Origin of the sequence: Fontibacillus panacisegetis (assembly GCF_900102215.1) — a bacterium.
GTDB lineage: Bacteria > Bacillota > Bacilli > Paenibacillales > Paenibacillaceae > Fontibacillus > Fontibacillus panacisegetis.
Genome location: NZ_FNBG01000013.1, coordinates 1 through 12,946, shown reverse-complemented (window position 1 = coordinate 12,946; position 12,946 = coordinate 1). Strand labels below are relative to the sequence as shown.

12 protein-coding genes are annotated in these 12,946 nt (G+C 43.8%); 7 read left to right on the top strand and 5 right to left on the bottom strand.

The genetic code is table 11. The features are described from left to right. Positions 1-168: 168 nt before the first annotated feature. Complete coding sequence (locus BLS49_RS12265; RefSeq protein ID WP_091230510.1) at positions 169-813, bottom strand: nitroreductase family protein; 645 nt, start codon at positions 811-813, stop codon at positions 169-171. A gap of 176 nt (positions 814-989) precedes the next feature. On the opposite strand from BLS49_RS12265, the gene BLS49_RS12260 reads away from it, so the two are divergent. After that, the gene (locus tag BLS49_RS12260; RefSeq protein ID WP_091230508.1) at positions 990-1,958 is read left to right on the top strand and encodes a Gfo/Idh/MocA family protein; all 969 of its coding nucleotides are present in this window, start codon (positions 990-992) and stop codon (positions 1,956-1,958) included. Between the two features lie 57 nt (positions 1,959-2,015). Here the strand turns inward: BLS49_RS12260 and BLS49_RS12255 are convergent, their stop codons facing one another. From BLS49_RS12255 to BLS49_RS12240, 4 genes are all read right to left on the bottom strand, one after another. Next, a complete protein-coding gene (locus tag BLS49_RS12255) occupies positions 2,016-3,434 on the bottom strand; it encodes a copper amine oxidase N-terminal domain-containing protein (protein ID WP_091230505.1) in 1,419 nt (472 codons plus the stop codon). A 23-nt stretch (positions 3,435-3,457) separates the two neighbouring features. Next, a complete protein-coding gene (locus tag BLS49_RS12250; RefSeq protein ID WP_091230503.1) occupies positions 3,458-4,840 on the bottom strand; it encodes an MBOAT family O-acyltransferase in 1,383 nt (460 codons plus the stop codon). Between the two features lie 202 nt (positions 4,841-5,042). Beyond that, positions 5,043-5,723, bottom strand: coding sequence for a CidB/LrgB family autolysis modulator (locus tag BLS49_RS12245; protein WP_376769580.1), 681 nt, complete (start codon positions 5,721-5,723; stop codon positions 5,043-5,045). Next, positions 5,723-6,094, bottom strand: coding sequence for a CidA/LrgA family protein (locus BLS49_RS12240; RefSeq protein WP_091230775.1), 372 nt, complete (start codon positions 6,092-6,094; stop codon positions 5,723-5,725). Before BLS49_RS12240 ends, BLS49_RS12245 begins: the two co-directional genes overlap by 1 nt. Positions 6,095-6,263: 169 nt before the next feature. Between BLS49_RS12240 and cidR the strand changes: the two genes are divergently transcribed. From cidR to BLS49_RS12210, 6 genes are all read left to right on the top strand, one after another. Next, a complete protein-coding gene (gene cidR / locus BLS49_RS12235) occupies positions 6,264-7,157 on the top strand; it encodes a cidABC operon transcriptional activator CidR (RefSeq protein WP_091230498.1) in 894 nt (297 codons plus the stop codon). A gap of 103 nt (positions 7,158-7,260) precedes the next feature. After that, positions 7,261-8,112, top strand: a complete 852-nt coding sequence (pdaA, locus tag BLS49_RS12230) for a delta-lactam-biosynthetic de-N-acetylase (RefSeq protein ID WP_245742366.1) — start codon at positions 7,261-7,263, stop codon at positions 8,110-8,112. Between the two features lie 143 nt (positions 8,113-8,255). Further along, complete coding sequence (locus BLS49_RS12225) at positions 8,256-8,714, top strand: MarR family winged helix-turn-helix transcriptional regulator (protein ID WP_245742365.1); 459 nt, start codon at positions 8,256-8,258, stop codon at positions 8,712-8,714. A gap of 26 nt (positions 8,715-8,740) precedes the next feature. Beyond that, on the top strand, positions 8,741-10,471 hold the full coding sequence (locus BLS49_RS12220) for an ABC transporter ATP-binding protein (RefSeq protein WP_091230493.1): 1,731 nt from the start codon (positions 8,741-8,743) through the stop codon (positions 10,469-10,471). Next, a complete protein-coding gene (locus tag BLS49_RS12215) occupies positions 10,468-12,357 on the top strand; it encodes an ABC transporter ATP-binding protein (protein WP_091230491.1) in 1,890 nt (629 codons plus the stop codon). The genes BLS49_RS12220 and BLS49_RS12215 overlap by 4 nt, the downstream gene beginning before the upstream one ends. 349 nt (positions 12,358-12,706) lie before the next feature. Beyond that, the coding region (locus BLS49_RS12210; protein ID WP_175471397.1) for a transposase at positions 12,707-12,946 on the top strand (240 nt) is incomplete at its 3' end.

The window sequence follows — 12,946 nt, the reverse complement described above, 5'->3', positions numbered from 1 at the left end:
CTGTAAATGTGCAGGCATTCTCTAAGGATTCTCTTCAAACTAGTCTATTCTGAAACATATTCCTGCATTTTTGCAGGCTTTTGTTCATCCTTTTATAGCTGCTTTTTAAAAAACTGCATTTTCACATGTTTTTTCTGATATCTTGCCTTACCACAGCCAACTAATGATTTATATAGAATTCCAGTGTGTGATTTCATTGACATCAAGACGGGCAGTAGGGTGTCCGGGCTTGGAGGCTTTACCAATAGCAATCAGCACAATAGGCTTTAAGGTATTTGGAATGGCAAACTCTTGTACAAATCTCTCAGTATTGTAGCCACCCATTGGTACAGTGTCATAACCCTTCGCTTTGGCTGCCAGCATGAGCTGCATCGACACAAGTCCACCATCGAGCAGGTTAATGTGGTGCAGACGTTCTGGACCCAAATTTCCGTATAACTGGTTCAGTCGTTCAACAAAACCTGCTTTTGTTTCTTTGGACATATATCCGGCGTCTACTGCTTTGCTATAGATAACCTCGGCTTGCTCGTATGATTTCAGGTCTCCAAGCACTGCAATAATGGCGGCTGCTTCAACAACCTGCTGCTGATTGTTGGCAATAGGAAGCAGCTTCTTCTTCAATTCATCCTGATCGATGACGAGAAAACGCCAAGGCTGCAAATTGGAGGATGATGGCGCAGAGGTTGCAATCTCCAATAGCTCTGTAATTTCTTCTCTTGATATTTTGACCGAAGGGTCATAAGCACGAACGGAATGTCTCACTTCCAGCACAGTATAAAAATTGTTTAAATCCAAGGTCTCTTTCACACTCATCTTCTCCAATACCTCCTAAATATTAGTATGATCAATCACATTTTATAATTATTTAGTAAGTTTATCAACTTAATATGAATTAAAAAACGTCTAATTTTTTTCGGTTGCGGTTTTATTATGTCCGAGATACGCTTGAATAGTATGAGTTTAAAAAGCCAGTGGGGAGGACAACAACCATGAGTTTGAATATTGGAATCATTGGTACAGGTTGGTTCAGCAAGGTGCATGGTGATAATTTGGCGGTACAGGAGGGCGTTTCTGTATCAGCTATTTGTGGGACTAGCCTTGTTAAAGCGGAGGGTCTTGCTTCTCGTTATGGTGCACAAGCTTTTACAAATGTGAATGATATGTTGAATGAGGTAAAGCTTGATGCTGTTTATATTTGTGTACCACCGATGTCACACGGTGAAATTGAATCTGTATTGATTGATAGAGGTGTCCCGTTTCTTGTAGAAAAACCGCTAGGTACAGACTTGGAGACCCCGGAAAGTATTTTACGAAAAATAGAACAGAAACCGCTGATTCATTCTGTGGGTTATCATTTCAGATATAAAGACTCCTCAACGCAATTGAAGGAATTGCTGAAGAGCCAGACGATCGGAATGGTATTAGGCACTTGGATGGGGGATATGCCGCAGGTGCCTTGGTGGAGGCAACAGAACGGCTCCGGCGGACAATTTATCGAGCAGACCACTCATATTGTAGATTTGCTTCGTTATACAGCAGGTGAAGTGCAAGAGGTGTATGCGGCTTATAGTAATCGTGTGGTGCACGAGCGGTTTGAAGGAGTAAGTGTTGCGGATGTTGGAACTGTAACGATGAAAATGAGCAGCGGTGCTGTGGCGACGATTTCGAATACATGTATTTTGCCTGGCGGAGTAGGAGAAGTTGGGCTGAACATATATACTGATGCCGGTATTTTAAACTGGAAGCCTGAGCAGCTAGAGGTCACCAACGCGGGAGTAAAAAGCATTTATTCGGTAACTAATGATGCTTATGTTGCTGAGACAGAAGCATTTTTACATGCCCTTCGCACAGGAGATACATCAGGAATTCATTCAAATTATGCAGATGCGATCAAAACACAACGTGTTACTACGGCAGCATTGGAATCTGCGCGGACAGGCAAGCCTGTCCGGATTTAAGAGGCATAGTAAATAAAAGAGGCGATCCCATTCAATGCAAATGGGACTGCCTCTTTGTTATTTAAAAGATAAATCATAATTTTTGAAATAAGAATGATGTTGATCGTTCGTTATTTCTACTTTCCCATCCAGAAGCCTAGTTACTGCAATCAGGGGAGCGACCAGACGATTCTGAACAATTTGGATCGGCGCTTCAAGCGTAGTGGGTTGTCCGTTTACGAGCGCTTCACTCTCTCCGACGGTTATTATAGCTTGTACATTTTCACGGGTCAGGGTTGCCGTTTTTGATGGTATGTCATAACTAAACTCAATCCCTGCCGCCATAGCGAAATCTTTTAATGGGACACGAACCTGATCTTTAGAAGTGGTTGTAATCTGCTTCATGGCTACAGGTTGTCCATCCATTGTGATCGATAACGAAAATACAGGTCCGTTCTCATTGATGACTAGGCTTTGTACCTGCTGCTCCAACAGACTGTTATTAAGATCAACATTTTCTTTAGTGACCCTGTGAGTATCTGCAGCAATCGCCTCGATGATGGACTGATTCACTCCGGCCGAGTGGTGAGACAAGTCCTTGTACAAGCTTAAATCGTAAGTAATCGAGCTATCGCTTTGGAAATCGAACACCTTCACGTTGTTAAAATTGCTGAATTGCTCAAACATGTATTTTTTCATAGCTTGCTGGTTAGAGAATCGCGCTGGATTCAGACTGTACCAGACCTGCTGTCGAACTATAGAATAAGGCGGATAGTAGAAGGTAAACTCTATTTCCGGATGAGCTTTTATCAAACTGATAATATGATCCTCAAATCGCTGCTTAACTACATCAAGCGAAGGTTCGTTCTCAGAGGTAGTCTGTTCAGCAAACCTGGCTTCCTTCCATTTGGCAAATACTTGATCCGGTCCGTATTGTGCGGAGGAGTCCCAGTTATTAAGTAAATCCAGATTACGGAAACGGGTATATTGATCTTTGGGCAGCAACAGAGTTCCGAAAGCATGTTTTACATTTGAAATGTTGAAAATATACTTGAAATCATTCCATTTGTTTCCATCGTACAGGTAAAACGGGAATGACTCCTCATCTCTTACAGAATTTTCACGCAACGAGAAATAATCCAGTCCCCAGAGTACTTTTTTGACTTGTCCGGTATTGATGGCGACGTCAGCTATCATGCGTTGCTCTTTGGCGGTTGAGCCTTCGATCGATAGCTTAAGCACGTTTCCGTCAAGACTCTCCCCAACCTTGGAAGGAACAAAATTTTCTGTCATGGAGCTGCCGATTATGATCATATCGTAAGTATAATTTTTGGCTAATCCGGGATTTTGATACCGCTGTTGCCCCGAAAATAAAGGACTGTAGGAAGCCTTCCGGTACTGCTGGAGTGGATCAACGACATATACAAATGTTCCTACGACAGAGCTGAATAGGATGACTAGAATCAGGAATTTAATTACAAAACGAATATTTTTCAAGAAGTGATCTCCCTTTCTATGATTTAGAAGGTGAAGTAAAGGAATTCGCTGACTTGATTAAAATACAGAATAGAGAACACAAACAGGAATGCAATAAATGCCGCGTATTTTAAATTAGGTACGAACCTGTTTTTCATTTCCATTGAATTGTTGGCAAAAAGGGCTACTGCTAAAGCCGCAACGATCAACAATACTTGCCCGAGCAGATCCATCGAAACATGAATCTCGCTGAAGTCAAACATCCCGCGCAACACTTTAAGCGCATCATCCCACGTTTTCGCACGGAAGAAGACCCAACTGAAATTAATGAACAGGAATGTGATGAACCAGTAGAACCGCGATGGTAGAGTGATTCCTGTTTTATTCCACAAACGCTGTATGACTTGAGCGATTCCGTGTAGCAGACCCCAGACAATAAAGGTCCAGCCTGCTCCATGCCAAATACCTCCGATTACAAAGGTGATCACCAAATTGAAATATGTACGTGAGACTCCCTTTCGATTGCCCCCAAGTGGAATATAAATGTAATCCTTCAAGAAACGACTCAAAGTCATGTGCCAACGCCGCCAGAAATCCTGTATACTGACAGCCTTATAGGGAGAATTGAAATTAATGGGCAATTTAATATTAAATAGCAGGGCGATACCGATCGCCATATCAGAGTAACCGCTGAAATCAAAATACAGCTGCAAAGTGTAAGCTAATGAGGTGATCCATGCCTCGACCAGGCCCAGACTAGTAGACATATCAAAACCTTGTGTAGCCATTGGAGCTAACGTGTCGGCGATAACTACCTTTTTAAAGAGACCGATACAGAATACAAACAATCCTCTGGCTACGTTCCCAGGAATGATAGATTTACTACGAGCCCGGTCAAACTGCGGCATCATCTCCTTATGATGCAGAATCGGACCAGCGATCAGATGAGGATAGAAGGTAACGAAGAGCACATAGTTAATGATGCTGTATTCTTTAGCTTTTCCCCGGTAAGCATCAACAAGATAGGCAATTTGCGTGAAAGTAAAGAAGCTGATTCCGAGTGGAAGTGCCAGGTTGAGCAGCGAAATCTGACTCGCGAGCAGTGAGTTTACATTTGTGATAAGGAAGTCAGCATATTTATAATATCCTAACAGGAGCACATCTCCAGTTATCGCTAGAGTAAGTAAAAGCTTGCGAGCACGGGGAGATCTCTTTTGCGCAATACTGCGTCCCATAAAATAGTTGAACATGATCGAAGCGAGAATTAGCGGCAATGACTTAATGCTCCACCAGGAATAAAAGAACAGGGAAGCGACCGCCAGCCATAGCTTTCCGGCAACAGTTGGACAAAAGCGATTTAACAAAAAATAGACTACAAATGTTATCGGCCAAAAAGCAAATATGAATTCGTAGGAGTTAAAAAGCAAAGAAAATAGCACCTCTTTATGCATTAGTATATGAATCAAATAATATGATCATATACCATGTGGAAAAATACAACAATTAAAAAATAGATAGTATTTGAAGCATTTGAGAATTGTTAACTTGATGAACACAAAAAAAGACCCCACCGAAAGGTGGAGCCCATCAAGAGAGATCTATTAAAAATTAGGAGGAACCAACATTCAATTAATGCATCAGCAGCGACAGAATCATAGGTGCTGCGCCTAATGTAAACAAGGCTGCCAGAATCATCGATATACTGGAAATCGTACCTGTCAGTGAGCTAAGCTCAAATGCTTTGGAAGTGCCGGTTCCGTGTGCACTTGTGCCAAACAGTACGCCGCGCGCCACTTCATTTTCAATATGGAACATCTTCATCACCACAGGTCCAAGCATAGCACCCATGAGGCCGGTAATAATAACGAATACAGCTGTTATATTAGGAATTCCGCCGATCACTTCCGATACATTCATAGCAATCGGTGTCGTTACGGATCTAGGAATCAAGCTGGTCACAAGCGTGATATCGAGATGCATCCATTTTGCCAGCACGGCGGAAGATAACATCGCCACTACAGAACCGGACAGTACGCTGACGAGAATTTCAACAGCATGCTTTTTGAGTACATCGTAGTATTTGTATAATGGAACAGCGAATGCGACAGTAGCAGGTTGAAGTAAATTACTCAGCCATTTGCCCCCCGAATAGTAGGTCTCATAAGGTATCTTCACCCACATAAGTACAGCGACCACAATAAGAGGTGTTATGAGCAGCGGTGATAAGTATACTTTTGGATGAACGCGGTACAGTTTTTTGGATAGACCATATATGACGAGCGTAGCTATTAAACAAATTAATCCTGCAATCATGATAGCTTCCGTTCCTTTCGTTTGGAAATTCTTGATGCGATCAGACCGGAACTGATCATTACGATGAGTGTACTACAAATAACTACAATCATAATCCGCACACCATCATGCTCGAGCATCGGGATAAATTTCATGATTCCCACAGCCGCCGGGATGAAGAACAGAAGTAGTTCAGCTAACAGCCAGTTAGCTCCATGCTCTATCCAATCAAGTTTAATTACGCCTGTTTTCAATAATGCAAATAGGACAAATATGCCAAGAATTGAGCCAGGGATCGGCAGATGGAGCCACTGTGCAATATAATTCATTGCTAGGGAGATGAAGAATATGACTCCAACCTGGAAGACTATTTTACTTAATGTTTTCATCTTTCCCATAATATAAAGGTGCTCCTTTCTGCATGTTTTCTTTGTAATTGATAATGAAAATATTACAACAATAGTTTTCATAGGTAAAATGAATATACTGAATATATAGCATTCCATTTGGCTATGGATTGAGCATCCAAGCTCTCTGATAAGAAAGGGGTTTTATCCTATGGATATTAGACAAATGCAATACCTCATTGAAGTAGCGAGGCTCAAAAGCTTCACTAAGGCTGCGGATGCCCTGTTTATTACACAGCCGACGATTAGTAAAACCATTAAGGGGATGGAGGAGGAGCTTGGGGTTGTATTGTTTGACCGAATTGGCAAGAAAATCGAATTGACCGATGCCGGAGAAATTATCGTAGGACAAGCTCAGCTTATTGTAGCTTCCTTTCAGAATTTGACCGCTGAGCTGGACGACCTGCGTAATTTGAAAAAGGGACATATTCGCATCGGCTTGCCTCCAATGGTAGGTGCAAGTTTTTTCCCGAAGGTGATCGGGGAATTTCATCAGCTCTATCCAGACATCACGATCCAGTTGTTTGAGGATGGGGCCAAAAAGGTGGAATCCGACGTGGCAAACGGGACACTTGAGGTTGGGGTTGCTGTGCTTCCGACTGTACAGGAGGGACTTAAGAGCTTTCCTTTTGTTGAAGAAAAATTGAATTTGGTTGTTCATCCGACTCATTTACTAGCAGATCGCACTGAGGTTGAACTGGCAGAGCTATCCCATGATGATTTTGTCCTGTTTCGCGAGGACTTTACACTGCATGATCGCATCATTGCTGCATGTGCCAGAGTAGGCTTTCAGCCGCATGTCATATATGAGAGCTCACAATGGGATCTAATCAGTGAAATGGTAGCTGTGGGCTTGGGGATTACCCTGCTGCCGGAAACTATTTGCCGGGAAATAACAGACAAGCGGGTTCGGATTATTCCTTTGATGAACCCCATTATTCCGTGGAAGCTGGGCATCATTTGGCGGGAGGATCGCTACTTGTCGTTCGCTACCCGAGAGTGGATACGTTTTGCCCAAAACGAACTGTCTGTTCATCATTCATAAATCAAATAGGTCTATAACGTAATTCCAATGCATATTCCCGGCAAAAGAAGAGGAAATTATAGAGAGCATTGCTACTAATTAAAATGAAGGAGAGAGCGAACCAATGAAGGTTGCCTTGATTTCAGTGATGATGGCGAGTGTTCTCTTCGCATCGGGATTGGCTCATGGAGTACAGTCAGCGGATAAAGCCTCAGCAAACCCACAAAAATCAGCGAAGTCGATTGACATTAACAGAACACCTGCGGCTGCTTCGGCCGATGCGCCCTTTCACTTTGGATTCAAAAGAAGCGTGAACGGTAAGCTTCCATCCATTAATGAGGAAGGGTTTAAAGAGATTGTTGACAAGCATGGCGCTATTTTTCTCGGTGATTCCTCGCGTAAAGATCTGTTTTTGACCTTTGATAATGGGTATGAAAATGGATACACAGCGCCAATACTGGATACGTTAAAGGCGAAGAAAGTACCGGCGATTTTCTTTATTACGGGGCATTATGTAAAGGATCAACCTGAGCTGGTTAAACGGATGGCTGCGGAGGGACATTTGGTCGGGAATCATTCATGGAGCCATCCCGATATGACGACGGTCACGGATGTGAAGATTAAGGAAGAATTAGAGAAAGTGAAGAAGGCGACGTCTCAGCTTATAGGGACGGAAATGATGACTTATTTGCGTCCGCCGCGCGGTATTTTTAGTGATCGAACGCTTCGGGTAACAAAAGAGCTCGGATACACCAACGTGTTCTGGTCTCTTGCATACAAGGATTGGGATGTGAACGACCAGAAGGGCAGCAGCTATGCCTATCAGAAGGTGGTCGCCCAGTTGCATCCCGGGGCCGTTATTCTTCTACATTCTGTATCGAAGGACAATGCAGCTGCGCTCGGCTCGATTATCGATGAAGCAAGACGGCAGGGCTACGAATTTAAAAGCTTGAATGATCTGAAAATACAGCAATAAGCTGGAGATTAAAGAGTGCTTGGGATACATTATCCCAAGTGCTCTTTTCATTTGACTTTGTATTTTTGCAGTCATATAATTAGGTTTGCTAATAAATATGTTGATTAAATATTAAACTATTTAAATAAATGGGGGCGATCGTAGTGATCTTGGGCAATGAGCATAGAGCCCATAGACTGATGAGTGCATTTAACTTGTTAAAGAAAACGGCTTGGCATAAGGCTGTGGAAGGGTATAAGCCGAGTGAGCTCAAGGTGCTTTTTTTTATTAGAAGAGGAGCCGGCAGAGATTCGCGGGGTGTTACTGTATCAGAAATCAGCAGCATGATGGGGGTGACCTCTCCGACAGTGACTCCTTTAGTTCGAAGTCTTGAGGATAACGGTCTGGTTATTCGCTATAACGATCAGGAGGATCGAAGGCTTGTTCGTGTGAAGTTAACGGAGGAAGGGGACGCTCTTACTCGGAAGTCGATAAAGCTGTACACTGACCGTTTTGAAGGATTATACGATTATTTGGGTGATGAACGAAGCGATCAGCTTGCAGATCTTCTTGAGCTTGTATTTCAGTACATGGAAGAACAAAAGAAGCAAATCAATGAATAGATAAGAAATTTGGAGATGATGGAGAAATGATGAAGCTTTTCCGATTCTTAAAGCCGTATCGTTTGTTCGTTGCCGCGGTATTGGTGCTTGTTTTTTTTCAGACGCTCTCGGAGCTTTATTTGCCGACATTGATGTCTGACATTGTGGATACCGGGGTAGTTAAGGGAGATACGCCTTACATTTGGAAAGTCGGTCTGTTTATGTTGGTCATCGCACTGCTAGGTATGGTCTGCTCCATAGCTGCAAGCTATTTCTCAGCAAAAGCGGCGTCAGGCTTCGGCAAGACACTTCGGGGCAAGGTGTTCAATCATGTGTCGAATTTCTCACTGGAGGAGTTTGATAAAGTAGGTACTGCATCGCTCATTACTCGAACAACAAACGACATTAACCAGATGCAGCAGGTGCTGATCATGATTCTGCGCATGATGGTTATGGCTCCTATGATGTGTATTGGCGGGGTCATTATGGCGGTATCCAAGGACGCTACTCTGTCCCTTGTATTAGTTGTTATTGTTCCAGTGCTGGCAGCAGCTATTTTCCTGATTGCTCGTAAGGGAATTCCACTCTTTAAGGCGATTCAGAAAAAGATAGATAGACTCAATCTGGTCATGCGCGAAGGGCTGACCGGGATTCGAGTAATTCGATCATTTAACAGAATTGATCATGAGAAGAAACGTTTTGCGGAAGCTAACCTTGATTTAACCGATACATCGATCAAAGTGAATAAAGTAATGGCATTAATGATGCCGATCATGATGCTGGTCATGAACCTGTCCTCCGTTGCAATCATTTGGTACGGGGGTCTGCGGATTGAAGGCGAGCATATGCAGGTAGGGGATCTGATGGCCTTTCTGCAATATGCTATGCAGATCATGTTCTCGCTGCTTATGGTATCGATGATGTTTGTGATGATTCCCCGTGCTTCAGCTTCTGCCGTTCGGATTAATGAAGTGCTGGATATGACCCCGGTCATAAAAGACAATGAAAATGCGGCGAAAGCCTCCAGTAATAAGAAAGGCTATGTGGAATTCCAAAATGTGACCTTCAGTTATCCGGGAGCCGAGCAGCCTGCAGTCAGGAATATTTCGTTCAGCGCCGAGCCAGGCGAGGTTACTGCGATTATTGGCGGTACTGGTTCCGGTAAATCGACGTTGATCAGCCTGATCCCTCGCTTCTATGATGTGGAGAGCGGACGGGTACTCGTTGACGGCTTCGATGTCCGCGACCTGTCGCAAGAGGACCTGCGCGGCAAAATCGGATATGTACCTCAAAAAGCAGTGCTGTTCACAGGGACGATCAATGAAAATATTCGGTACGGTAAAGAGGATGCCACAGATGAAGAAGTGCAGCATGCGGCAACTATTGCACAAGCTGCTGATTTCATCGCTGAGATGGAGGATGGTTATCAGTCGATCATCGCACAAGGCGGGAATAACGTCTCTGGCGGACAGAAGCAGCGTCTATCGATCGCTCGGGCGCTTGTCCGCGGCGCTGAAATATACATTTTTGACGACAGCTTCTCCGCGCTGGATTTCAAGACGGATGCGAAGCTTCGTGCCGCACTGAAATCGGAGACCAGGGAATCGACGGTGATTCTCGTTGCGCAGCGGGTGAGTACCGTGCTGGATGCCGATCGTATTATCGTCATGAATGAAAGTGAGATCGCTGGTATCGGTACTCATCGTGAGTTGATGGAAACCTGCGACGTATATAGAGAAATTGTGCTGTCACAATTGTCGGAGGAGGAGATCGCATGAGCCAGGCACATTCGAAGAGATCACCAGGTCGTGGCCCGGGTCATCCTGCCGGCATTCCCGGGGGGCCGCATGGAGCGGGAAGAGTGGTAGAGAAGGCGAAAGATTTCAAGGGCACTTTAAAGCGGCTCATCCAATATTTAAAACCTCATAAATACCAGCTTTTATCTGTACTTTTTATGGCCATTATAAGCACTGTGTTTAGTATTTTTAGTCCGAAGGTGATGGGGGAGGCGACAACCAAGCTTTTTGAGGGAATTGTTGCAAAAGCGAAGGGAGTTCCCGGGGCATCCATCGATTTTCAATATATTTGGCATATTATTTTGATTTTGCTGGGTCTTTATATTTTGAGCGCCGTATTTAGCTACTTCCAACAGTATTTGATGGCAGGCGTCGCTCAGAAGACGGTGTTTGATTTACGCCGCGATGTTAATGACAAGCTGAATCGGCTACCTCTTAAATATTATGATGCAAGAACCCATGGTGAAATATTGAGCCGGGTAACAAATGATGTGGACAATATCAGCTCTACCTTGCAGCAAAGCTTGACACAGTTGATTACCGCCGTGCTCACAATTATTGGCGTATTGGCTATGATGCTGTCGATTAGTCCTCTCTTGACGCTAATTGCAGTATTGACCTTGCCGGTGAGCGTGCTCGCGATTACTTCGATTGCCAAGCGTTCGCAAAAACAGTTTGTTCGTCAGCAAAAAGAGCTGGGGGCGCTAAACGGACATGTCGAGGAAATGTACACAGGTCATCAAATTGTAAAAGTATTCGGACGGGAGCAGCAATCCCTTGAACAGTTCGATGATATTAACGGCCAATTGTACGATGCCAGCTGGAGAGCGCAGTTTATTTCCGGTATCATTATGCCGATTATGAGCTTCATTGGTAACATTGGCTATGTTTTGGTTGCAGTTGTCGGTGGTATTCTGGTAACGAAAAAGAGTATCGAAATCGGGGATGTTCAGGCATTTATTCAATATGTTAGACAGTTTACCCAACCGATTACCCAGACAGCGAATATCGCGAACATCATTCAATCTACAGTAGCCTCCGCAGAACGTGTTTTTGAAATTCTCGACGAAGAGGAAGAGAAGGTTGAGGTTGCGAATCCTGTTGTGCTGACAGAGGCGAAGGGTAATGTTGCATTTGAACATGTGAAATTTGGATATGATGCCAATCAGCCGCTCATTCAGGATATGAACGTGAACGTCTCGCCAGGTCAGACCATTGCTATTGTGGGGCCGACAGGAGCAGGGAAGACAACATTAATTAATCTTCTGATGCGTTTCTATGAGGTGACGGATGGAGCCATTACCGTAGACGGCGTAAATATAACTGATATGAAACGTGGTGACTTGCGCAGTTTGTTCGGGATGGTGCTGCAGGATACATGGCTCTTTAACGGTACGATTCGGGAAAATATAGCTTATGGTCGTGATGGTGCAACAGAGGAAGAAATTGTTCGGGCTGCGAAAACTGCACACGCTGATCACTTCATTCGTACACTACCAAGCGGCTATGATACGATTCTGAACGAAGAAGCCTCTAACATTTCACAAGGTCAGAAGCAGTTGTTAACCATTGCCCGTGCGATACTGGCTGACCCTGCCATCCTCATTCTCGATGAAGCGACGAGCAGTGTTGATACGCGGACAGAGGTTCAGATTCAGCAGGCTATGAACGAACTGATGAAGGGCAGAACAAGCTTTGTTATTGCCCATCGTCTGTCTACGATTAAGGATGCTGATTTGATTCTGGTGATGAACCACGGTACGGTAATTGAGCAAGGCAACCACAAACAATTACTAGCTCAAGGCGGCTTCTACGCCGACTTATATAACAGCCAGTTCACGGCAGGTGGAGTAGCGCAGGAAGCTTAAATCTAGAGTTGAACAAGGCAAGGGATGGGATCTCTGGTGGAGATCCCTTGTTTTTTATGCCCATAAGCTGCACATTTGCATCAATTCTGCACAATGAGCAAGAGTAGATTACCTTCAATATGGAAAAGTGCAAAAAGCCTGCGAAAACGCAGGTTTTTCCCCGTGCGATGGCTAATGTGTCCAAAATTGCTGCAAAAGTACATCAATTCAGCCGAAAGTGGCTCCAAACCTGAGCTATGAGCCCTAAAGCCTGCATTTTTCAGACTGTTGAAAAAGTCATTATTTCACCAAATCACCGCGTTAATATGGTATAATATCTATATAATATATGCCAGAGAGCGGTGATTTTATGTTGTTTACAAATGATACAAACCCTCAATTAGAGTATGAACTGGTCTGCTTGGAGCAATTAGTTCCTCAAGATCATCTTTTGCGCAACATCGACAAATATATCGATTTTAATTTCATTATTGATCTGGTTAAACCTTATTACTGTGAGAACAATGGGCGTCCCTCCCTAGATCCCATCGTATTCTTTAAAATGCTACTGCTTGGTTATTTGTACGACATTCCCTCAGAGCGTAAGCTT